Origin of the sequence: Kitasatospora sp. NPDC127121 (assembly GCF_042677305.1) — a bacterium.
In the GTDB taxonomy this organism is placed as follows: Bacteria; Actinomycetota; Actinomycetes; order Streptomycetales; family Streptomycetaceae; genus Kitasatospora.
This window is the reverse complement of the sequence record NZ_JBHXTQ010000011.1, coordinates 52,327-73,776: the sequence shown is the minus strand read 5'-3', so window position 1 is coordinate 73,776 and position 21,450 is coordinate 52,327. Positions and strand designations below refer to the sequence as shown.

General features: G+C 73.6%; 22 protein-coding genes. 14 read left to right on the top strand and 8 right to left on the bottom strand.

The features are described from left to right. Positions 1-10: 10 nt before the first annotated feature. The 4 genes from ACFVHI_RS08970 to ACFVHI_RS08955 all read right to left on the bottom strand — a co-directional run bounded on the left by ACFVHI_RS08970 (position 11) and on the right by ACFVHI_RS08955 (position 3,788). Positions 11-958 carry an ADP-ribosylglycohydrolase family protein gene (locus ACFVHI_RS08970; protein WP_380337137.1) on the bottom strand — a complete coding sequence of 316 codons (948 nt, stop codon included), beginning with the start codon at positions 956-958 and terminating at the stop codon, positions 11-13. Positions 959-1,095: 137 nt separating this feature from the next. Next, a complete protein-coding gene (locus tag ACFVHI_RS08965; protein WP_380337134.1) occupies positions 1,096-1,683 on the bottom strand; it encodes a TetR family transcriptional regulator in 588 nt (195 codons plus the stop codon). A 75-nt stretch (positions 1,684-1,758) separates the two neighbouring features. Then, on the bottom strand, positions 1,759-2,772 hold the full coding sequence (locus ACFVHI_RS08960; RefSeq protein ID WP_380337132.1) for an aldo/keto reductase: 1,014 nt from the start codon (positions 2,770-2,772) through the stop codon (positions 1,759-1,761). A 125-nt stretch (positions 2,773-2,897) separates the two neighbouring features. Then, positions 2,898-3,788, bottom strand: a complete 891-nt coding sequence (locus ACFVHI_RS08955) for a class I SAM-dependent methyltransferase (protein WP_380337129.1) — start codon at positions 3,786-3,788, stop codon at positions 2,898-2,900. 220 nt (positions 3,789-4,008) lie between these two features. Here ACFVHI_RS08955 and ACFVHI_RS08950 point away from each other — a divergent pair, with 220 nt between their 5' ends. The 8 genes from ACFVHI_RS08950 to paaE all read left to right on the top strand — a co-directional run bounded on the left by ACFVHI_RS08950 (position 4,009) and on the right by paaE (position 12,573). Then, entirely contained in the window at positions 4,009-5,352 is a 1,344-nt protein-coding gene (locus ACFVHI_RS08950; protein ID WP_380337126.1) for a sensor histidine kinase, read from the top strand. Next, a complete protein-coding gene (locus ACFVHI_RS08945) occupies positions 5,349-6,008 on the top strand; it encodes a response regulator (RefSeq protein ID WP_380337123.1) in 660 nt (219 codons plus the stop codon). The genes ACFVHI_RS08950 and ACFVHI_RS08945 overlap by 4 nt, the downstream gene beginning before the upstream one ends. Before the next feature lie 969 nt (positions 6,009-6,977). Beyond that, positions 6,978-8,216 carry a M20/M25/M40 family metallo-hydrolase gene (locus tag ACFVHI_RS08940; protein ID WP_079135991.1) on the top strand — a complete coding sequence of 413 codons (1,239 nt, stop codon included), beginning with the start codon at positions 6,978-6,980 and terminating at the stop codon, positions 8,214-8,216. A 242-nt stretch (positions 8,217-8,458) separates the two neighbouring features. Then, positions 8,459-9,607 carry a 1,2-phenylacetyl-CoA epoxidase subunit PaaA gene (paaA, locus tag ACFVHI_RS08935; protein WP_380337119.1) on the top strand — a complete coding sequence of 383 codons (1,149 nt, stop codon included), beginning with the start codon at positions 8,459-8,461 and terminating at the stop codon, positions 9,605-9,607. Next, a complete protein-coding gene (gene paaB, locus ACFVHI_RS08930) occupies positions 9,604-9,897 on the top strand; it encodes a 1,2-phenylacetyl-CoA epoxidase subunit PaaB (protein ID WP_030056311.1) in 294 nt (97 codons plus the stop codon). The genes paaA and paaB overlap by 4 nt, the downstream gene beginning before the upstream one ends. A 13-nt stretch (positions 9,898-9,910) precedes the next feature. Continuing rightward, the gene (gene paaC / locus ACFVHI_RS08925; protein WP_063349917.1) at positions 9,911-10,828 is read left to right on the top strand and encodes a 1,2-phenylacetyl-CoA epoxidase subunit PaaC; all 918 of its coding nucleotides are present in this window, start codon (positions 9,911-9,913) and stop codon (positions 10,826-10,828) included. A gap of 68 nt (positions 10,829-10,896) precedes the next feature. Beyond that, positions 10,897-11,406, top strand: coding sequence for an iron-sulfur cluster assembly protein (locus tag ACFVHI_RS08920; protein WP_380337244.1), 510 nt, complete (start codon positions 10,897-10,899; stop codon positions 11,404-11,406). Continuing rightward, positions 11,407-12,573: a 1,2-phenylacetyl-CoA epoxidase subunit PaaE gene (gene paaE, locus ACFVHI_RS08915; protein ID WP_380337114.1), complete on the top strand. Its 1,167-nt coding sequence runs from the start codon at positions 11,407-11,409 to the stop codon at positions 12,571-12,573. A gap of 48 nt (positions 12,574-12,621) precedes the next feature. On the opposite strand, the gene ACFVHI_RS08910 is transcribed toward paaE, so the two are convergent. Together ACFVHI_RS08910 and ACFVHI_RS08905 are read right to left on the bottom strand one after the other, a co-directional pair. Next, entirely contained in the window at positions 12,622-13,731 is a 1,110-nt protein-coding gene (locus ACFVHI_RS08910; protein ID WP_380337242.1) for an NAD(P)-binding domain-containing protein, read from the bottom strand. 169 nt (positions 13,732-13,900) lie between these two features. Further along, entirely contained in the window at positions 13,901-14,272 is a 372-nt protein-coding gene (locus tag ACFVHI_RS08905) for a YbjQ family protein (RefSeq protein ID WP_063349920.1), read from the bottom strand. A gap of 122 nt (positions 14,273-14,394) precedes the next feature. Between ACFVHI_RS08905 and ACFVHI_RS08900 the strand changes: the two genes are divergently transcribed. The 3 genes from ACFVHI_RS08900 to ACFVHI_RS08890 all read left to right on the top strand — a co-directional run bounded on the left by ACFVHI_RS08900 (position 14,395) and on the right by ACFVHI_RS08890 (position 16,767). Next, positions 14,395-15,327 (top strand): hypothetical protein, encoded by a 933-nt coding sequence (locus tag ACFVHI_RS08900; RefSeq protein ID WP_063349921.1) that lies wholly within the window; start codon positions 14,395-14,397, stop codon positions 15,325-15,327. 98 nt (positions 15,328-15,425) lie between these two features. Continuing rightward, positions 15,426-15,920, top strand: a complete 495-nt coding sequence (locus ACFVHI_RS08895) for a hypothetical protein (RefSeq protein ID WP_380337111.1) — start codon at positions 15,426-15,428, stop codon at positions 15,918-15,920. 103 nt (positions 15,921-16,023) lie between these two features. Beyond that, positions 16,024-16,767 carry an aminoacyl-tRNA hydrolase gene (locus ACFVHI_RS08890; RefSeq protein WP_063349922.1) on the top strand — a complete coding sequence of 248 codons (744 nt, stop codon included), beginning with the start codon at positions 16,024-16,026 and terminating at the stop codon, positions 16,765-16,767. Positions 16,768-16,933: 166 nt separating this feature from the next. Here ACFVHI_RS08890 and ACFVHI_RS08885 read toward each other — a convergent pair whose 3' ends face one another. Together ACFVHI_RS08885 and ACFVHI_RS08880 are read right to left on the bottom strand one after the other, a co-directional pair. After that, a complete protein-coding gene (locus tag ACFVHI_RS08885; RefSeq protein WP_380337108.1) occupies positions 16,934-17,515 on the bottom strand; it encodes a DUF2269 domain-containing protein in 582 nt (193 codons plus the stop codon). A 98-nt stretch (positions 17,516-17,613) separates the two neighbouring features. Continuing rightward, complete coding sequence (locus ACFVHI_RS08880; protein ID WP_380337105.1) at positions 17,614-18,387, bottom strand: SDR family NAD(P)-dependent oxidoreductase; 774 nt, start codon at positions 18,385-18,387, stop codon at positions 17,614-17,616. Positions 18,388-18,826: 439 nt separating this feature from the next. Here ACFVHI_RS08880 and ACFVHI_RS08875 point away from each other — a divergent pair, with 439 nt between their 5' ends. From ACFVHI_RS08875 to ACFVHI_RS08865, 3 genes are read left to right on the top strand one after another with little or no spacing between them, the layout of a single operon-like run. Then, entirely contained in the window at positions 18,827-19,567 is a 741-nt protein-coding gene (locus ACFVHI_RS08875; protein WP_380337102.1) for a hypothetical protein, read from the top strand. A gap of 35 nt (positions 19,568-19,602) precedes the next feature. Then, the gene (locus tag ACFVHI_RS08870) at positions 19,603-20,781 is read left to right on the top strand and encodes a sensor histidine kinase (RefSeq protein WP_380337099.1); all 1,179 of its coding nucleotides are present in this window, start codon (positions 19,603-19,605) and stop codon (positions 20,779-20,781) included. Further along, the gene (locus ACFVHI_RS08865) at positions 20,778-21,440 is read left to right on the top strand and encodes a response regulator (RefSeq protein WP_380337096.1); all 663 of its coding nucleotides are present in this window, start codon (positions 20,778-20,780) and stop codon (positions 21,438-21,440) included. The genes ACFVHI_RS08870 and ACFVHI_RS08865 overlap by 4 nt, the downstream gene beginning before the upstream one ends. Positions 21,441-21,450 lie beyond the last annotated feature (10 nt).

Below are 21,450 nucleotides of genomic sequence, written 5' to 3'. Positions count from 1 at the left end.
CCGGCTCGGCTCAGCGCGTCGGTGCCGACGCCTCCGTGACCCACTCCGGCAGGTCCTCGCGGGCGGCCAGCCAGGCGGTCGGCACCTCGGCGAGGCCGGTGCGGGCGGCGACCACTCCGGCGGCGATCGCGCAGGTGGTGTCCATGTCGCCCCAGCCCTCCAGGGCGTGCCAGATCACCTCGGGCAGTGAGTCCAGGTGCCCGGCGGCGGACCAGAGGGCGAACGGGACGGTGTCCGGGGCGGAGATCATGAACCCGGAGCCGAGCACGTTGGCGGCCTGTCGGACGCTCGTGTGTCCGGGCAGCCGGGCGGCGATCCGCAGACCGGAGCGCACCTCGCTGTCGGGCAGGCGACCGGCCACCTCGGTCAGCAACTCGGTACGGCCGGGCGGGGTTTGGCCCCGGCTGCGGACGGCGAGTGCCGTGGCGAGGGCGACCGCCACCGCGCCCGCGACCGCCTCCGGGTGGAAGTGCGTGGCGAGCGCCTGGAGTTCGGCCTGCCGGGCGACGGCGTCCAGGTCGTCCGCGAACCAGGCGCCCAGTGGGGCGACCCGCATCGCGGCGCCGTTCCCGTACGAGCCCTGACCCTCGAACTGGCGCGAGGTGATGGCGCGCCAGTCCCCGCCGGCGCCGATCTCACGTAGCACCCGGTGCATCGACGGGCCGTACTTGCGCCCGTACTCACGGGCGTACTCCTCGGCGAACTCGCCGGCCAGCGCATCCTGCCGGACCTCGCCCCAGGAGGCCAGGTGGCGGACGAGGACCAGCGCCATCGCGGTGTCGTCGGTCCAGTGCCAGGGCGCCGGGCGGAGCCGGCGGGCGGCCAGCGCGGCGGGCGCCTCGTCGAGCGGGGCCGAGAACCAGCGGTCGCCGAAGGCGTCGCCGAGGGCGAGCCCTTGCAGACTGTCCAGGGCCGGACGGGTCGGGCGGGGCGGAGGGGTCGGATGGGCCGGACGCATGTCGTCCTCCAGGTGAGATCAACCGTGCGCGGCAGTCTGCCGGACGGCCGGGCCCGCCGGCGACCGGGTTTCGCTCCGGTGTCGGCGGGCCCGGCCGTCGGTGCCCGGGTCAGGGGCGCCCGGGCGTCGGAGGTCCGTCACTTGGCGAGCAGGCCGCCGAGGATGAGCTTCCAGAGGGCCTCGAAACGGTCCTCGATGGTCGGCTCGGACCACGAGGACGCGTACGCCGGGTCGTGGAAGGGGCTGGTGGCGTCGAAGACGGCGCGGGCCGTGGAGAGGATGTGGGCGAGCTTGAACTCCTTCCTCTCCATGCCGTCCTGGACGATCTGGGCGATCTGGGTGACCAGGGTGTCGATGTGCGTCTCGACGATGCCGCTGTTCTCCTCGACCAGCACCATGTAGGTGGCGAACAGCTCCGGGTCGTCCAGCGCCTTCTTCCGCTTGGCCGCGAACAGCGTCACCAGCCAGCGGTGCAGCTGCTCGACGGCCGAGCCGGGCTCGGTCGAGATGAAGGCGAGCTGGTGGTGCGCCTGGTCGAGCCAGCGCTGGGTGACCGCCTCGCGCAGCGCGGCCTTGCTCGGGAAGTGGCGGTAGACGCTGCTGTGGCTGACGCCGAGGATCCGGGCGACGTCCACGACGGTGGCCTTGGCCGGGCCGAACCGCCGGAGGACGTCCTCCGCCGCGATCAGGATCTGCTCGGCGGTGAGTGTGGTGTCCGTGGTCACGGGGAGGTCCGTCCTTAGGGTCGTGCGGTCGAGGGTGCTGCTGCCGTCCCCGGCCGTCGGGCCGGTTCCGGTTGGTCAGTGTTCGCTGTCCAGGTGTGCCATCTGGGCGGCAGCGTAGCGGTCGCCCGCTGCGGAGCCGGCGGGGACGGCCGCCTCGATGGCCGCGAGGTCGGCCGCGGTGAGGGTGACGTCCAGCGCGCCCAGTGCCTCGGTGAGCCGGTCGCGGCGGCGGGCGCCGACCAGCGGAACGACGTCCTCCCCGCGCGAGGCGACCCAGGCGATGGCGACCTGGGCGACGCTCGCCCCCTTCGCGGCGGCCACCGCGCGCAGCGCCTCGACGAGCGCGAGGTTGTGGGCCAGGTTGTCGCCCTGGAAACGCGGGCTGTGGCCACGGAAGTCGGTGCCGGCCAGGGCGCGGCCCTGGTCCCAGTGGCCGCTGAGCAGACCGCGCGAGAGCACGCCGTAGGCGGTGACGCCGATGCCGAGCTCGCGGGCGGTGGGGAGGATGGCGTCCTCGATCGAGCGGGAGATCAGCGAGTACTCGATCTGCAGGTCGCTGATCGGGTGGACGGCGGCGGCGCGGCGCAGGGTGTCGGCGCCGACCTCCGACAGGCCGATGTGGCGGACGTAGCCGGCCTTCACCAGGTCCGCGATGGCGCCGACGGTCTCCTCGATCGGGACGCTCGGGTCCAGGCGGGCGGGGCGGTAGACGTCGATGTGGTCGGTGCGCAGGCGGCGCAGCGTGTAGGCGAGGGCGGTCTTGGTGGCGGCGGGGCTCGCGTTGTAACCGAGCCACTGGCCGTCCGGGCCGCGCTGGGCGCCGAACTTCACGCTGATCTGCACGCTCTCGCGGGCGCGGCCGCGCAGGGCCTCGTGGATCAGCAGCTCGTTGTGGCCCATGCCGTAGAAGTCGCCGGTGTCGAGCAGGGTGACCCCGGCGTCGATCGCGGCGTGGATGGTGGCGATGCTCTCGGCCTCGTCGGCCGGGCCGTACAGGTCGGACATGCCCATGCAGCCGAGGCCGAGGGTGGAGGTGACCGGTCCGGAGGTGCCGAGGGTGCGCTGTGTGGGGCGGGAGGTCGTGGCCACGGGGACTCCAGGGGTGGGTGTGGCGATGGGTGGGGTGACCCGGAGTCCACTATGGCACGACGGCGAACAGATTTCAAAATCTGTTCGCTGTCGTCTGTTATCTGTTATCTGAAAGCTGTCACCTGTTATCTGTCACCTGCCGACTCGATCGGCCGTCCGGCTGCGGTTCTCGTACGCGAGGGCGCCTCGTCGGCTGTGGCCTCGCCTGCCGGGGGCTCTGGGGGCGAGGTCAGACCCCAGTCCTCCCGTCCGCCCGGTGCCCGGAGCAGGTAGGCGCGGGCCGGCGGCAGGTTGCGCCACACCGTTCGCTCGCCCAGCCCGTACGCCGCCTCGAACCGCCGCAGCAGTCGCACCACTGCCCGGTGGCGGGCGCTCTGCCGGGGCCCCGAGGACAGGGTGCGAGCCGTCGTCGTGCCGAGGTAGCCGAAGTACGTCAGCTCGCCCCCGGGCAGCAGCAGCCGCAGGTAGAGGTCGAGGAGGTGGCGTACCTGGGCCGGCTCGAAGTTGGTGAACGGCAGGCCCGACACGATCACGTCGTACCGGTCGTCCGTCTCGCCGGCCCCGCCCGCTCGGCCCGTCTGGTTCGTCTCGCTGGTCTCGCTGGTCTTGTCCTGGGGCAGTTCCTCCACCCGGCAGGCCGACAGCCGCAGGGCGACGCCCGGGCGTCGTGCGGCCAGCACCGGGTCCTCCCGCAGCCGGTCGGCGAAGCGCGGGTTCGCCTCGACGACGTGCAACCGGTCGCCCGGGAGCAGTGCTTGGGCCAGCCGGCGGGTCACCACGCCTGTCCCGGCGCCGACTTCCAGCACCGAGATCGGCCGATTCGGGCGGCTGGTGACCGGAACCACCAGAGCGTTCACCAGGTCCTCGCCGCTCGGTGCCAGCGCGCCGGTGTCGTGGAAGGTGCGCAGGGCCTCGGCGAGGAACAGCAGGTGGTCCCCGGCGGAACGTGAACTGCGCTTCGGGGCAAGGGAGTCGAGGTGGGGGCGGGGGCGGGGGCGGAGCTGCTCGGTGGTCATGCCGTCGACGCTAGGCAGCCCCGCCGCACCCCGAATCGGCCGACGAGCGACGCGTACCCCCGACGAAAGTCGAGGGTGCGGGTACCTGGGAGAAGGGGGCACCCGCCCGCCGCCCGCCCGTAGCATCGAATCAAATCGAGCCGGACGGACGGAGGAACGGGCGACGGACGGACGGAGAGAGCGCGGAGGGAGCCCGATGCGAGAGGACGGGAGCGGCCCGATGCGCACAGGCCTGCTGGGCTGGTACGGCCCGGACCGCCGGTTGTGGAGCGACACCCTGCTGCTGCTCGGCATCCTCGCGCTCACCGCCGAGGAGGGCCTCTCCCAGTGGGTCCACGCCGACGAGCCGTTGCGGCTGCCCCGGACGGTCGTGGCCGCTCTCGCCCCGATCTCCCTGCTGTTCGCCCGTCGCTACCCGATGGCGTCCGCCGTCCTGCCGGTGCTCACCGGTGGCCTGTTCAACCGCGCCTTTCCCGGACTGTTCAGCGTCTACTACCTCGCCTCCCTCGGCCGGACCGGCCCGGCGGCGGCCGGCGGCGCCCTCATCGCGGTGGTGAGCGCGACCCGAGCCGACTCGCTGGTCGGCTGGGCGGGCACCACCGGATCCCAACTCCTCGTCCAGGCGGCGACCTTGTCCGTCGGCCTGTGGCTGCACGGCCGCCGGGTGCTGATCCGCACCCTGCACGAGCAGGTGGACATGCTGCGCCGGGAGCGCGAGTTGCGCGCCGAACGGGCCCGGGCCGCCGAACGGGCCCGGATCGCCCGGGAGATGCACGACGTGCTCGCCCACCGTCTCAGCCTGCTGGTGCTGCACGCCGGGGTGCTGCGCGACCAGGCCCTCGCCGGCACCGTCGCCGCCGACCCGGACCGGCTCACCCACCGCCTCGAACTGCTGCGCACCACCGCCGCCCACTCGCTCGACGACCTGCGCGACGTCCTCGGCGCCCTGCGGGCCGACCCGCCGACAGCACCGGTCGCCGAGGAGGTGCCGGCCGTACCGCCCCGGGAGGAGCGCGTCCCGGCGCCCGCGCTGCGCGATCTCACCGAACTCGTCGGCGAGGCCACCTCGGCCGGGCAGCAGGTCGAACTGGCCCTCGCCGGCGACCCGGAGACCGTCCCCACCACCCACCGGCTGGCCGTGCACCGCCTGGTCCAGGAGGCACTGACCAACGCCCGCAAGTACGCGCACGCCGCGCCCGTCACCGTCCGGGTCCGTTACGGCGCCCCGGCCACCACCGTCGAGGTCCGCAACGGCCCAGGGGAGGCGTCGCCGAACGGGCCGGGCACCAGCGGCGGGTACGGTCTGGTGGGGCTCACCGAACGGGTCGACGCGCTCGGCGGCCACCTCGACGCGGGATCGGACGGCGGTGGCGGCTTCCGGCTCGCGGCCCGCCTGCCCGCACCGGAGCGCCCGCCGCAGACCGTGCCAGAACCTGCGCCAAAACCCGGTCCTGGGCCCGTCCCAAGGCCGGGCCCAGGACCGGGACGCGACCCCGGATCCGGGCCTTCCCCGACTCCTGCTCCCTCCCCGACCCCGACCCCGAAGCCGAAGGACGACGCATGATCCGCACGATGGTGGTCGACGACGACGCGCTGGTGCGGCTCGGTCTCGTCGACCTGCTCGCCCAGGACCCGGCCCTCACCGTGGTCGCCGAGGCCACCGACGGACTGCAGGCCGTCGAACTCGCCCGCAGCCAGCGGATCGACGTGGCGCTCATGGACATCCGGATGCCCCGGCTCGACGGCATCGCCGCCACCAGGCGCCTGCGCGAACTGCCCGACGCCCCGCGCGTGATCGCGCTCACCACCTTCGACCTCGACGAGTACGTGTACCAGGCGCTCGCCGCCGGGGCCGACGGCTTCCTGCTCAAGGACACCCCGCCCGCCGAGATCGCCCGGGCCGTCCACGTCGTCGCCGCCGGCCAGGGGATGCTGCACCCGGCGGCCGCGCGGCGCCTGATCGACCGCTACCACCGCACCGGTGCGCCCCGGTCGGTCGCCGCCCGCAATCGGGTCGCCGGGCTGACGCCGCGCGAGACGGACGTGCTGCGCGAACTCGCCGACGGGCTCTCCAACGCGGAGATCGCGGGCGTCCTCGGGATGCGCGAGAGCACCGTGAAGGCGCACGTCAGCCGGATCCTGACCGGGCTGGGCGTCGGCAACCGGGTCCAGGCCGCGCTGCTCGCGCGCGATGCCGGGCTGGTCGAGGACGGCGCCTGAGTCGGAGCCTGCCAGCGGTGCCCTGAGTCGGTGCCCTGAGTCGGTGCCCTGCAGTTGGTGCCGGGCGGTGCGGGGCAGTGCAGGGCGGTGCCGTCGTGGCTCGTGTGGTCGCTGGTCCTGCCGATGCCCGACGCCCGGTGGTGCGCACGGTGGCGGGTGGGGCGTCATGTCGTCCGGTGTTCACGCGAGTGTTCCCGGGGCGTCGGACCGGGCTCCCCCTGAGCCGGTCGCGTGCTCCCGGTTCGTACCGCGCGCTGAGCCGTTGTCACCCATCCGGCGTGGAAATCCCGCGCCTTGGCGGTTTGCGCTGCCGAACCCGGGCGGCGGGTCCATGGTGGAGATGGGCGCGATCCGGCGACCGCGCCCGCGCGCCGATCCAGGCCCGCGCGCCGCGCGCCCGCCGCTGTTCTCCGACGGGTGTCCGAGGTTGAGGGCCCGGTCCCGGCACGCTGGGAGCAGGGCCACCTCGCAGGAAGCCGAACGGTTCTTCTAGGCTCACATCTCGGCTTCCCTGCGGCGGTCCGGCCCGTTGCGCCCGCCGTCAGGAAGCCGCCGTCCACGGGGCCCCGGGCGGACCGGGGCCACCGGATCGAGCGAGGAGGACGTAATGCCAAGCACGCCGCCCAGCCGTTCCACCGCACTTGGGCCAGACGGTCCGTTCCGAAGGGCCGGGCACCATCCCGGTCGATCGGCGCGGTCCAGCCGGGCCTGGCAGCCGGGTTGGGGTGGCCGGCCGGTCCGGCCGCTGAATACCGGCAGCGGCCGCGGAGGCGAACGTTGAGTCCCCAGATCGTCGGGTCGCCCGCCGCGCCGAGTGCCGCCGCCGCCCCCGACGGTGACTCCGCCCCCGCGCCCGCCCCTGCCTCGGACCGCGCCCCCGTCGACCTCCCGGCCGCTGCTGACGGTGAGGCCCTCACCGCTACCGCTACCACCAGCGCTACCACCACCGCTCATGCCACGGCCATGGCCATGGCCACGGCCACAGCCACAGCCACGGCCACCGTCACAGCCTCGGCCACCGCTGCTGCGACCGCCGCGCTCCCCGGCCTGCCGCAGGCCCTCAGTACTCGCGCCCGTACGCTGGCCGGGGCCGTCCGGCGCCGGTGCACGGACCTGGCCCGGATCGAGTCACCCAGCGGAGACGTACCCAGACTCGACGCTCTCGCCGAGGAGTTGAGCGCCGGGTTCAGTGCCACCGGTGCCACCGCGCGACGCGAGCCCGGGCCGGCCGGCGACCACCTCGTCCTGGATTGGGAGGGGCAGGACGAGACCCTGCCGCACCTGTTGATCGTCGGCCACCACGACACCGTCTGGCCGGTCGGCACCCTCGCCGACTGGCCGGTCACCGAGCAGGACGGTCTGCTCAGCGGCCCCGGCGTCGTCGACATGAAGGGCGGACTCGCCATCCTGGAAGGCGCGTTCGCCCTGCTCGCCGACCTCGGGCAGCGGCCGCACCGCGCCGTCCGGCTGGTCGTCGTCTCCGACGAGGAGGTCGGCAGTCCGGACGGACGGCGCCTGGTCGAGCGCCAGTTGCGCGGCGCGGCCGCGGTCCTAGGGCTCGAACCTCCGCACCCCGACGGCCGGTTGAAGACGGCCCGGCGCGGCAGCACCCGGGTCCGGCTCACCGTCACCGGGCGTGAGGCCCACGCGGGCAACGACGCCCACGACGGGGTGTCGGCGGTCGACGAACTCGTCGACCAGCTCGTCGTCGTCCGCGGCCTCGCGGGACAGCCGGGGACGGAGCTCAACGCCGGTCGGATCAGCGGGGGTTCGCGGGCCAACGTGGTCGCGGGCCGGGCCGAGGCCGAGCTCGGCCTGCGGTTCTCCACCGCCGAGGCACAGCGCCGTACGCTCGACAACCTGGCTCGGCTCACCGCGCTGCGCCCGGGGGCCAGGGTCCGGACCGAGGTGTTGTCCAGCCGTCCGGCGTGGCCCGAGCGCACCGGCAACCCGCTGCTGCGGCACGTTCGTTCACTCGCGGCGGTGCTCGGGCAGCAGCTGGACGGTGGTCCGGCGGGCGGCGCGGGGGACACCAATCTGCCGGGCTCGCGCGGGCTGCCGACGCTGGACGGCTTCGGCGCGGTCGGTGCCGGCGCTCACGCCCGGCACGAGCACATCCGGCTCGACCAGCTGGCACCCCGGATCGCCCTGCTGGCCGCGCTCCTCGCCGTACCGCTGCCGAGGCTGCGCGACCGCACGGAGGGTTGAGCGGGCCGCCGACGGCCGGGGGCTATCGGCGAGCAGAGAGCAGAGAGTAGAAAGCAGAGAACAGAAGACGGGTGACAAGTAACAGCTAACAGATAACAGCTAACAGATAATGAAATCTGTTAGCTGTTATCTGTTTGTCGCCCGCCCGCCGCCCGCCGCCCGCCGCCTGCGCCCACTGCTCACCGCCCGAAACCCCGCCCCTCGCCCACATCCCTTGCCATCCCTCCGTCTCGCCGCGCAGAATGGTACCGACCGAACGGTCAGTCGGTTGGCGCCGTGGGTGCCGGCGCGGGACACGAGAGGTGATCGTGGTGACAGCAGAGGTGGCCGAGGCGGTCCCCGCGCAGGCGCAGGAGGACCGGTTCGAGGCGGTCGTCGCCGCCGAGCAGCGGATCGAGCCCAGGGACTGGATGCCCGATGCCTACCGGGCCACGTTGGTCCGCCAGATCGCCCAGCACGCGCACTCCGAGATCATCGGCATGCAGCCCGAGGGGAACTGGCTCACCCGCGCCCCCTCGCTGCGCCGCAAGGCGATCCTGCTCGCCAAGGCCCAGGACGAGGCCGGCCACGGCCTCTACCTCTACGCCGCTGCCGAGACCCTGGGTGTCGACCGCGCCGAGCTCACCGAGAAGCTGATCTCCGGCCGACAGAAGTACTCCTCGATCTTCAACTACCCGACCCTCACCTTCGCCGACGTCGGCGTGATCGGCTGGCTGGTTGACGGCGCCGCGATCTGCAACCAGGTCCCGCTCTGCCGCTGCAGCTACGGCCCGTACGCCCGCGCCATGGTGCGGATCTGCAAGGAGGAGTCGTTCCACCAGCGTCAGGGCTATGAGCTGCTGATGACACTGATGCGTGGTACCGAGGCGCAGCGCCGGATGGTCCAGGACGCGGTGGACCGCTGGTGGTGGCCGTCTCTGATGATGTTCGGGCCCCCGGACGCCGACTCGCCGAACACCGCCCGCTCGATGGCCTGGCGGATCAAGCGGCACACCAACGACGAGCTGCGTCAGCGCTTCGTCGACATGACCGTCCCGCAGGCCGAGCACCTGGGCGTCACGCTCCCGGACCCCGAGCTGCGCTGGAACGAGGAACGCGGCGGCTGGGACTTCGGCGAGCCGGACTGGTCCGAGCTGACCAGGGTCATCCACGGCCAGGGCCCGTGCAACACCCAGCGGGTCGAACGCCGCCGGACGGCGCACGAGGACGGCGCCTGGGTCCGTGAGGCGGCCGTCGCCTACGCGGCCAAGCGCCGCGCCGAACAGTCCGCCGAACCCGTGCTGCCCGAACCCGCGCTGCCCGGAGCCGGACAGAACGGAGCCGAACAGTCCGCCGGACCCGGGCAGCCCGGGCGTACGGGCGAGCCCACGGAACAGGAGAACGGAAAGTGACCGAGTCCAAGGCCGGCTGGCCGCTGTACGAGGTGTTCGTGCGCCCCCGACGCGGGCTGAACCACGTCCACGTCGGTTCGCTGCACGCGGCCGACGACCGGATGGCCCTGCTCGCCGCCCGCGACCTCTACACCCGCCGCAACGAGGGCGTCAGCCTCTGGGTGGTCCGCTCGGACGCGATCACCGCCTCCACCCCGGACGAGCGCGACCCGTTCTTCGAGCCCAGCGGGGACAAGGTCTACCGCCACCCGACCTTCTACGACATCCCCGAGGATGTCCCGCACATCTGACGGGGGAACCGCCATGCAGGACCACAGCACGCAGGCCGGCGCCGGCGCCGACCCCGACGACCACGTCTACCTCGGCCTCGCCGAAGCCGCGCCCGGCCCCGAGGGCGAGGGCCGCTGGGCGTACGGGACGGGCTTCGCCGACCCGCTGCTCGGCGTGGACACCGCCGTGCCCGCCGGGGTGGACGGCGCGGACCTCGCCGCCTACTGCCTGATGCTCGGCGACGACGCCCTGATCCTCTCCCAGCGCCTGATCGAGTGGTGCACCCGGGCGCCTGAGCTGGAGGAGGAGGTCGCGCTCGCCAACCTGGGCCTCGATCTGCTCGGCCAGGCCCGCCTGCTGCTCACCCGGGCCGGCCAGGCGGACGGCTCCGGCCGCACCGAGGACGACCTGGCGTACTGGCGGGAGGACCACGAGTTCCGCAACGTCCGGTTGGTCGAGGTCCCGAACGGCGACTTCGCCCACTCGGTCGCCCGGCTGCTGCTGTTCGCCACCGCGCGGTGCGCGCTGTACGAGGCGTTGAGCGCGCACCCGGACCCGGTGCTGGCGGCGGTCGCCGCCCGGGGCGTCAAGGAGCTGGCGTACCACCGCGAGTACGCCACCGCCTGGACGCTTCGGCTCGGTGACGGCACGCCGTACTCCTCGGCGCGGATGCAGGCCGGGCTGGACGCGCTCTGGCCGCTGCTGGAGGAACTGTTCACGGCCCACCCGGTGGAGCTGCGGACGGGCGCCGATCCGGCGGCGCTGCGCGAACCGGTGCTGCGCTCGCTCGGCGCCGTGCTCGCCGAGGCCGGGCTGACCGTACCGGACGGGCAGCCGCTGGCCACCGTGCTCGGCCGGGCCGGCCGGGACGGCGTGCACACCGAGGCGCTCGGCCCGCTGCTCGCCGAATTCCAGGTGCTGGCCCGCGCGCACCCGGGGGCGACGTGGTGAGCGCGGCGGTGACGGAGCGCGGGACGGCCTGGGAGGTCGCGGCGGCCGTGCCGGACCCGGAGCTGCCCATGCTGACCCTGGCCGACCTGGGCGTGCTGGCCGAGGTGGAGGTGGACGACGGCGCGGTGACCGCCTGGCTGACCCCGACCTACTCGGGCTGCCCCGCCGTGGCCGAGATGGCCGCCGACGTGGACCGGCGGCTGCGCGCGGCCGGGTACCGGGACGTCCGGGTCCGGCTGCGGTTGGATCCGCCGTGGTCGACCGATCTGATCACGGCCGAGGGCCGCCGCAAACTCGCCGAGGCGGGCATCGCCCCGCCGCGGCCGACCTCCGCCGCCGGCGTGGCCGGCGCGGTCCCGCTCGTGCTCGGTCCCACCCGCACCACCGCCCCCGCCGCCGCTCTGGCCGGCACTGCCGCAGCCGCAGCCGCAGCCGCAGCCGCAGCCGCTCCCGTGCCCTGCCCGCGCTGCGGCGGCGTGGACACGGAGGAGCTGTCCCGCTTCGGTTCCACCGCCTGCAAGGCGCTCTGGCGCTGCCGCGCCTGCCGGGAGCCGTTCGAACGCGTCAAGGAGATCTGAATGCCCGCCGCTTCGCACGCCGCCTCCCCGGCCGACGCCGACGCCCCCGCCGACGTCCCCGCTGAGGCCGCAGTCTCCACGGTGCGCCCCGCCCGCCGCCCGACCTTCCACCGGCTGCGGATCGAGCGGGTCGAGCGGCTCTGCGACGACGCCGTGGCGGTGACCTTCGCGGTACCGGACGGGCTCGCGGCGGACTTCGCCTTCCGGCCGGGGCAGACCCTGACGCTGCGCAAGGTGGTGGACGGCGTCGACGAGCGCCGCTCGTACTCGATCTGCGCCCCCGTCGGCGGGCCGCTGCGGATCGCCGTCCGGGAGGTGCCCGGCGGGCTGTTCTCCCGGTGGCTGGTGCGGGACGCGGGGCCGGGCGAGGAGGTGGACGTGCTGACGCCGTCGGGCCTGTTCACCCCCGACCTCGGCGTTCCGGCCGAGCACGTGCTGCTCGCGGCCGGTTCCGGCATCACCCCGATGCTGTCGATCGCCGCGTCCGTCCTGGCCGCCGACCGCAGCTCCACCGTCACCCTGCTGTACGGCAACCGGCGCAGCGACACCGTGATGTTCGCGGACGAGCTGGCCGACCTGAAGGACCGCTACCTCGGCCGCTTCCAGCTGGTCCACGTCCTGTCCCGGGAGACCCGTGACGCGGAACTGCTTAGCGGGCGGCTGGACCCGGAGCGGGTGCGGGCGCTGCTGGCGGCGCTGGTGGATGCCGGGAGCGTCGGGCACTGGTGGCTGTGCGGCCCGTTCGGGATGGTCGTCGGGGCGAAGGAGTTGCTCGCCGGGCTGGGCGTGCCGGGCGAGCGCGTGCACCAGGAACTGTTCCACGCCGAGGACGAGCCGGTGTCCGAGCGCCCGGAGGACCGGGACGGCGCGGCGGGAGTGGCCGACGGCCCGCACAGCGAGGTCACCGTCGTCCTGGACGGGCGCGGCAGCACGCTCTCCCTGCCGTGCGACCGCTCGATCCTGGACGGCGCCCAGCGTTCCCGCCCCGACCTGCCGTTCGCCTGCAAGGGCGGGGTCTGCGGCACCTGCCGCGCGCTGGTCACCGAGGGCGAGGTCGAGATGCGCCGCAACTTCGCGCTGGAGGAGAAGGAGCTGGCTGCCGGCTACGTCCTCACCTGCCAGGCCCGCCCGCTCACCGACCGGGTGACGGTCGACTACGACCGCTGAGCGGCCGGCCGCCGCACCCTTCTCCTCCTGCTTCCCCTCCTGACTGCTTCAGACCACGGCCGGGGCGGGCAGCCTGGCCGGATCGCCGAGCAGGTGGACGAGGTCGCTGACGGCGGCGCGACCGGCCCGGTTGGCGCCGATGGTGCTGGCGGACGGGCCGTAGCCGACCAGGTGGACGCGCGGGTCGGCGGTGGCGCGGGTGCCGGTGAGCGCGATGCCGCCGCCGGGGGAGCGCAGCCCGAGCGGGGCCAGGTGGCCGACCTCCGGGCGGAAGCCGGTGGCCCACACGATCGCGTCCACCGTCAGCTCCTCCTCCCCCCAGGCGACGCCGTGCTCGGTGAGCCGGTCGAACATCGGGCGGCGGTGCAGCGCGCCCAGCTCCTCGGCACGCCGGTAGGCGACCGACGGGCCGAGCCCGGTGACGCTCACCACGCTGCGCACCGGCAGGCCCTGCCGGACCCGTTCCTCGACCTTGGCGACCACCGTGCGCCCGTACTCGGGGGTGAACGGCCCCTCGTGGTAGACGGGCGGGGTCCGGGTGACCCAGACCGTCTCGCCGACCGCCGCCACCTCGGACAGCACCTGGATCGCCGAAGCGCCCCCGCCCACCACCAGGACGCGCCGGCCGGCGAACTCCCCGGGGCCGCGGTAGTCGGCGTAGTGCAGTTGGCGACCGGCGAAGTGGCCCGGGTAGTGGGGCAGGAAGGGGCGGGTCCAGGTGCCGGTGGCGTTGATCAGCGCGCGGGTGGACCAGGTGCCGTGGTCGGTCTCGACCAGCAGCCGGGAGTCCGGGCGGTCCGACTCGGCGCGCACCGCGCGAACCGCGACGGGGCGTACGACCGGGAGCGCGTGCCGGGCCTCGTACGCTGCGAAGTACCCCGGCACGACCTCGCGCGCCGGGGCCTCGGGGTCGGGCGCGGGGAGTTCGGCGTCCGGGAGGTCATGGAAACCGTGCACGGTGGCCATCCGCAGGGACGGTGAGCGGTGTGCCCAGGCGCCGCCCGGCGCGGGGTTGGCGTCGAGCACGACGAAGCCGCCGTCGGCGTCCGCCCGGTAGGGGGCGAAGCCGCGGCGGCTGAGGTGGTAGGCGGCGGACAGTCCGGCCTGTCCGGCGCCCACTACCAGGACGTCCACCGCGAGGCCGTCCACCACCTCGATGTCCACTACCAGGGCGTCCGCGTGCCGCTGCCCGCCATTGGTTGCACCGTAAACAGTCACGCCGGTGAAACATCGGGGGTGCGGCGGGTGTTCCCGCGTCTGCGGGTGCTTGCGGTCCCGCCGCGTGGCGCCCCGCGCGGGCGACGGGTCAGCTCGGGCGCCCGCCGGGTCAGGCGGCCGGGGAGATCACCGCGGCCGTGCCGTAGGCACAGACCTCGGTGCCGACGTCCGCCGCCTCCGTCACGTCGAAGCGCATCATCAGCACCGCGTTTCCGCCGCGCGCCTTGGTCTGCTCGATCAGCCGCTGCATCGCCTCGTTGCGGCTCTCGACCAGGGTCTTCGTCAGGCCCCGCAGCTCGCCGCCGATCAGCGACTTCAGTCCGGCGCCGATCTGGCTGCCGATGTGGCGGCTGCGCACGGTCAGCCCGAAGACCTCGCCGATCACATGATCGACCCGGAAGCCGGGGATGTCGTTGGTGGTTACGACCAGGACGTCGGCGTTCGGGCCCTGCCCGCCGCCGTACTCGTTGATGTCAGCCATGGGCCCATCCTGCCCTGTCGTACGTCCGAGTGATCGAGGCGGGGCCGGGCGATGGCCGAGAAGGGGTCCAGAAGCTGGTTCAGACCGGTGATCGGGCGGCCGAAAGGCCGTACCGTAGCCCCATGGGCGAGCGAAGCGATCATCCACAGGGGCCGGGCGCGGCGGAGGACTCCGGCGCGCAGGAGATCGAGGCGACGGTGGTGCTGGGCCTGCGGATCACCGACTGGCCGGCGCTGCGCGCCGCCGCGATCAGGGCCGTCGAGGAGCTGGTGTTCGAGGGCATCGACCCGGCCGGCCAGCGCCGTGAGCTGCTGCGCGAGGTCTCCGAGGACGCCAACGCGGCGCTCGGCGCACTGCTGCACCCGGACCGGCTGGTGGCCGCGATCCCCGGGGTCGAGGCGATCGGCGGCACGCTGGAGATCAGCGTCACCGAGGACTTCGCGCCGGACTTCGCCGAGCTGTTCCCGCTGGAGGGCGACGAGGACGAGGACGGCGGCGCCGGCGCGGACTGGACCCTCACCCCGCGCACCGCCTGCCTCCTGCACGCCCAGCTGATCGGCCTGGCCGACGCCGCCTACGACGACTTCGACGAGCACGGTGACGACCCGGTCGTCGACGGCGAGGACGCCGACTGGTCGCTCTACGCCCGCCTGCCCCAGCGCACCTGGCGGCTGCACCGGAACTGGCGCCGCGCCATGGCCCGGGCCCTCGACGACCTGGCCGACGACCTCGCGCTCGGTGAATGGCCGCTGCCGCGCTGTCTGGCCGAGGACATCGGGCTGCGGATGGCCCTGGTGGACGCCCGGGCCCTGCTCGGCGCGCAGCCCGAGTCGGTGGCCGACATGATGGGCGACCTGCCGGCCGACCTGTACGACTACGACTGGGACGGCTGCCACGACGAACTGTTCGGCGTCTACGGACCGGACGACGGCGACCCGGAGCTGGGCGCCGAGCAGCGCACCGAGGTGCTGCTGGCGGCCACGCACCCGGAGGGCTGGTTCCTGACGTACGAGGACGCGGAGGCGCGGGACCCGCAGCGCGGCTACCGGCGCTGACCGGCCGCCGGGCTGGTCCGGTCCGGTTTTCGGGCCGGGCTGGGGTGGTTCGAAAGGCTTTTCGGGCGCCGCGACGGGTGGGCGACTAGGCTGCGGGCATGTCCGATACGTCTGATGTGCGTGCGGGTCCGGCAGGCGGGGACGACCAGGTGTTCACCCGGATCGCGCTCGGACTGGACGGCGTCCAGGCCGCCCAGCACGGGCGGACGGCCGAGGCGCGGGCCAGCTTCGAGGTGCTCTGGGCGGCGCTCGGCGAGCGGGGCGATGTCTTCCACCGCTGCGTCCTCGCCCACTACCTGGCCGACCTGCAGGACGATCCGCAGGACGAGCTGGAGTGGGACCGGCGGGCGCTGGCCGCCGCCGACTCGCTGACCGCCGAGCGCGCCCAGACTTACGAGTCCGCCCTCCAGGTGCGCGCGTTCTATCCCTCACTGCACCTCAACCTGGCCTCGGACCACCTCAAGCTCGGCGAGCCCGACCTCGCGCGCGAGCAGCTGGAGCGCGCCGTGCGCAGCCTGGACGCGCTCCCCGAGGACGCCTACAGCGCGAGCATCCGGTCGGCCGTCGACGAACTGCGGCAGCGGCTTCGCTGAGCGGTGGTGTGCGGGGGCGGGGGTTGGCAGGGGCAGGGGCAGGGGCGTACGGGCCCCCGGCACCGCGTGATCACCGGAGTGGCGGGGCTGGCATGCTGGACGGGTGACTTCTCCGTTCGACACCCCTGCTCCCGCTCCCGCTTCCGACGACTCCCCGGCCCCGGCGGACCGTGACGCGCGGCCGCAGTACGTGCTGCCGCTGCTCGTCCGGCTGGAGAAGGCCACGCCGCCCGGGCGGACCGACGCGCTGGAGACCTCGGCCCGGGCGGTGCTCACCCTGCTGTCCGACTCGCGGGTGACCGACGCGGACGGCGAGTGGGCGGAGCGGGTCGAGGCCTGGGAGGACGCCCGGATCCGCAAGGTGGTCCGGCGGGCCCGGGGCGGGGAGTGGCGCCGGGCGGGCGAACTGCCGGGGATCACGGTGAGCGGACGGGAGGCCGAGGTGCGGGTGTTCCCGCCGGTGCCGTTGGACGGCTGGCCGAAGGACCTCGCCAAGCTCCAGGTCTCCGGGACGGACCTGGAGGAGACCGCCGAGGTCGGCGCCCCTGAGCCCGGGTTGCCGGTGCTGTGGCTCAACCCGGAGCTGGAGATGAGCGCGGGCAAGACGATGGCGCAGACCGGCCACGCCGCCCAGCTGGCCTGGTGGCGGCTGGACGAGGCGCAGCGCAAGGAGTGGGCCGAGGCCGGATTCGCGCTCGCGGTGCGGACGGCCCCGGCGGAGACGTGGGAGGCGCTGGTTGCCAGCGGTCTGCCGCTGGTCCGCGACGCGGGCTTCACCGAGATCGCGCCGGGTAGCTGCACGGTGATCGCGGACCACCCGGCGCTGCGGGGGACTGCTGAGGTCTGAGGTCTGACGTCCGGGAGCCGACAGCTGGCGTCTGGCGTTTGACGGCAGACGGATAACAGCGAACAGCTGACAGATTTCGAAATCTGTCAGCTGTTCGCTTGGAGCGACACGTCCGCGCGGCATGGCTTTCTACCGCGGCATCCAGCGAGCTCGGCCCTGCCTTGGCTCACCCGCCACTGGGCCGTGACCGGGCATGGCGGCGTCCCGACGGTTTGACGACGGAGAGCACGACGTTGGCGACGTACACCGACAGCGCGACGATCGGGATGATCACCAGGCTGTAGCGGGTGAATCCGAGGTGCATGTCCGCGATGGTGCCGGTGGGGTGCTGGTCCACCAGGTGGGCCGCTTCGTGCAGCCGGGCGGTGAGTTCGAAGATCGAGGCGGCGGTGGCGGCCAGGGTGAGCCAGAACTTGACGGCAACCCAGCGGTACCTGAACAGGCGCCAGGGGGTGCCGAGCGCGAGGAGTAGGCCGGTCAGCAGGGAGAGCAGGCTCAGCGGGAGGACCAGCGCGTCGCCGAGGAGCGGCATCGTCCGGTAGGCGCTGCGCAGGGTCTCCGCGCTGTCCGTCAGCAGCCCTGTCGCGCCGAGTGTGAGCAGGCAGAGCATCAGGCCCAGCCAGCTGATCGAGCTGATGATGTGCACGACCACCGCGCTCTTGCGGGCAGTCGGTGAGAGGCGGAAGTTCTTGGGCTGCCGGGTGCCCTGATGGGGCGTTGCCACGGAGGGCGCGGCGGGGGTGGTCATACGGGGTCCTTCGGGAGGCGACGGGGGAGGGGGCCTGCGTCAGGCTCTCGTGGCGAGCGCCGTGGTCGCCGGCCTGCGGCTGCGGCCGGCCACCGGCGTCAGAGCATGATGCGCCCGCCGGCCACGTCGATCGTCTGGCCGGTCAGCCAGGACGACGACTCGGACGCGAGGAAGAGCGCGGCGTGAGCGACATCGGCGGGCACTCCTGCGCGGCCGAGCGGGAACTGCCTGACGATCAGCGGGAGCTTTTCGGCGGGTATGCGCTCCTGCTGGCTCTCCGTCATGATGAGGGACGGAGCGAGGCAGTTGACCCGCACGCCGTGCCGGCCCACCTCCTGTGCGACCTGGCGGGTGAACATCAGCACGCCTGCCTTGGCCGCCGCGTAGGAGGCGGCGGCACCGCCGGGAAGCCGCCCGGCGGTGGACGCCATGGTGATGATCGAACCGCCGCCGCGCTCGATCATGCCGGGCAGGAAGGTCTGCACGGCCAGGAAGGTGGTGGTCAGGTTCAGGTCGACCACCGAGTGCCAGTGCTCCAGGCTCATCTGCTCGATCGGCACCGGGTCGCCGCCTCCGCCGACGAACGCGCAGAGCACTTCGATCGGACCGACGGACTGCTCTGCCTGTGCACGCAGCCGTACGAGGTCGGCGGGATCGGTGCAGTCGGCCGTCATCGCGACCGCCGTTCCGCCTGCCGCGCGGATCTCGCCGACCGTCCGGTCGACGGCGCTCCGGTCGCGGCCGACGATGGCTGCCTTGACACCGTTTGCGGACAGGGCTTTTGCCGTCTCGGCTCCGATGCCCCGGGAACCTCCGGTGACGAGGGCGGCCTTACCCGCGAGATCGGGATAGGTGGGCAGTGGCGTGGTCATCAGTGTGGCTCCGTGGATTCTCGATTGACGGTCAGTCAGTCGGCTGGCGGGCGGCGTGGCGCCGCCCGTGCCGACCCCAGAAATCCTCGTTGCCGCGCCCGCACGCCGTCGTCGCCCGAGCGGCGACCGTCGGGATACTCCCGCTGTCGTAGCGTTGCGTTTTGGTGGTACGACGCTGGGCGGAGGCTGAAGTGCCGGGCTCAGACCAGTTGCTGACACAGAACAAGGACAGTGCTCTCCCGGCGGCCGAGCCCTTGGCGCGACCCGCGGCTGAAGCACCAGGCCCGTGTGAGGGCGGCCGGTGATCCGGTACCTGCGCGGGCGTACGGCGGAAGCCTTCCTCCGGAGGACGCCCCGGCGCGGCCGGTGCGGTGAACTGAACCGCGCCGGACGTGGGCCTTCCAACCGGCGCCCGTCCCTTGCCTGGAGGCTGTCGACCTTGTCGTCCTTCACCTCGCCCCGTCGGTCGTCCGCGGGAGCGCTCAGCGGCATCCTGTACGTGCTCCTCTTCGTGGCCGGCCTCGTCATCAGCGGCATCACCGCGCCCTCCGGGCCGTTCGCCACCCCGTACTCCAGCGACGACGTGGTGCGCAAGTACCTGCTCGCCGATCCGGCGGCGCTGCACCGCTCGCTTCAGGTGGGAGCCCTGTTCCAACTGCTCTCGGCGCTGGCGCTGCTGGCGTTCGTCCCCTGGCTCACAGAGTTCGTGGGCCGCCACGGCACCCCGGTGCGGGCGGGTGTGGTCCGGGCGGCGGGCGGTGCGTCCGGGGTCCTGCTGGTGCTGTCCGCGAGCGTGGGTTGGGTCCTGTCGCTGCTGGGCAACGCCGCGGACCTGCCGGTGTCCCGCGCCCTCATGGACCTCGCCTTCATCACCGGCGCTGCGCCCGCGATCGGCACGCTCGGCGTGGTCCTGTGGCAGGTGTCGCGCACCGCGCTGGTGAGCCGGGCGCTGCCCGCCTGGGTGGCCTGGTCCGGACTGGCCCTGTCCGCCGCGAGCATGTTGTCCCTGCTCTCGCTGGTCGCCGAGCCGGCCACGCTGCTGATCCCGGTCGGACGTTACGTCGGCTTCCTCTGGTTCGTCGCGGTGAGCCTGACGCTGTGGCGTCGGGACGGCGGCACCCCCTCCACGGGCCGGTCGGGTACTACGGTGGGAGTAGCTGCACCCGCACCCGCGAGCTGATGCCCGGGTGTGGCGCGCCGAACTAGCCTTCCGGCATGAACGAGTTACGCCCGTCGTGGAAGCCGCCGTGGAACCGATCCGGCCGGGCGGGCCTGCCCGTGCTCTCGTCGCTGGCCGTCGCCTGCTTCCAAGTGGCGGGCACGGTCGGTGCAGGACAGCGGCAGCCCGACCGCGTCCAGCTCGACGCCCTCGGCTACGTGCTGCTCCTGCTCGGCCCCGCCGCGCTGCTGCTGCGCCGCCGCCACCCGGCGGCGGTCATGGTCGGCACCACAGCGGTCACCATCGGCTACCTGTTCGCCGGGTACCCGTACGGCCCGGTCTTCGTCAGCCTTGGTGTGGCGTTCTTCGTCGCGGTCCAGTGCGGGCAGCGGCGGGCGGCCTGGGCCTGCGGCGGCGCCTTCTACGTCGGTCAGCTGCTGATGAGCTACGCGATTCCGTACGACTGGCTGCGGGCCAGGAGCTGGCAGGCCAACGCCTGGCAGGAGTTGGGCGTCGCGGCGGTGCTGCTGCTCATCGCGACCGGTGCGGAACTGGCCCGGGTCCGCCGCGAGCAGTTCGCCGCCGCCGGAGCCGCCGCGGAGGAGGCACAGCGGCGCCGCGTCGACGAGGAGCGGCTGCGGATGGCCCGCGAGCTGCACGACATCCTGGCGCACAGCATCTCGTTGATCCACGTCCAGGCCGGGGTGGCGCTCGAACTCATCGACACCCGCCCGGAACAGGCCAGAAGCGCCCTGGCGACGATCAAGGCCGCCAGCAAGGAGGCCCTGGGCGAGGTCCGGCAGGTCCTCGGCACGCTGCGCGGACCGGGGGCCACCGCGCCGCGCACTCCAGCCCCCGGCCTGGACCGGCTGGACGAACTGGTCGACCAGGCCGGCCGGGCAGGCCTGACCGTCAGCGTCCGTTCCGAGGGCATCCCCGGGGAGGCGCCGACCGCCGTCCAGCGGGCCGCCTTCCGGATCGTCCAGGAAGCCCTGACCAATGTGATCCGCCACTCCGCGGCCCGGACGGCCACCGTGCTGCTCTCCCGGACGGCCGACGGCCTCACCGTGCAGATCGACGACCCGGGCCCGGTGGGCGGCGGCGACGCGGGCGGCTCGGGAGCCGGACTGATCGGGATGCGGGAGCGGGTCGCCACCTTCGGGGGCACCCTGGAGGCGGGCCCGTGCGACGCGGGCTTCCGAGTCCGGGCCCGCCTGACGAGAGGTGACTGGTGATCAGGGTGCTGCTGGTGGATGACCAGATGCTGGTCCGGGCCGGGTTCCGGGCGTTGCTCGACGCCCAGCCCGACGTCGAGGTGGTCGGCGAGGCCGGCGACGGCGAGCAAGCCCTGTGCCTCGCCGTCGAGCTGCGTCCCGACGTGGTGCTGATGGACATCCGGATGCCCCGCCTCGACGGTCTGGAGGCCACCCGGCGGATCGGGGCCGACCCGGAGCTCGACGGGGTGCGGGTGGTCGTACTGACCACCTTCGAGCTCGACGAGTACGTCTTCGAGGCGTTGCGGTCCGGCGCGGCAGGGTTCCTCGTCAAGGACGCCGAGCCGGCCGAACTGCTCCGGGCGGTCCGGGTCGCTGCCGCAGGCGACGCGTTGCTCTCGCCGGGTGTCACCCGGCGCCTGATCGGAGAGTTCGCCGCCCGCTCGAAGGAGCCGCGGGCGGTCGGCCTTGAGATGCTCACCGAACGCGAACGCGAGGTGCTTGCCCTGGTCGGGCTCGGGCTCTCCAACGAGGACATCGCCCGCCGCCTGGTGGTCAGCCCGCTGACCGCCAAGACGCATGTCAGCCGCGCCATGGTCAAGCTCGGCGTCCGCGACCGCGCCCAACTGGTCGTCCTCGCTTACGAATCCGGCCTGGTCCGCCCCGGCTGGCTCGGGTGACGGGTGACGG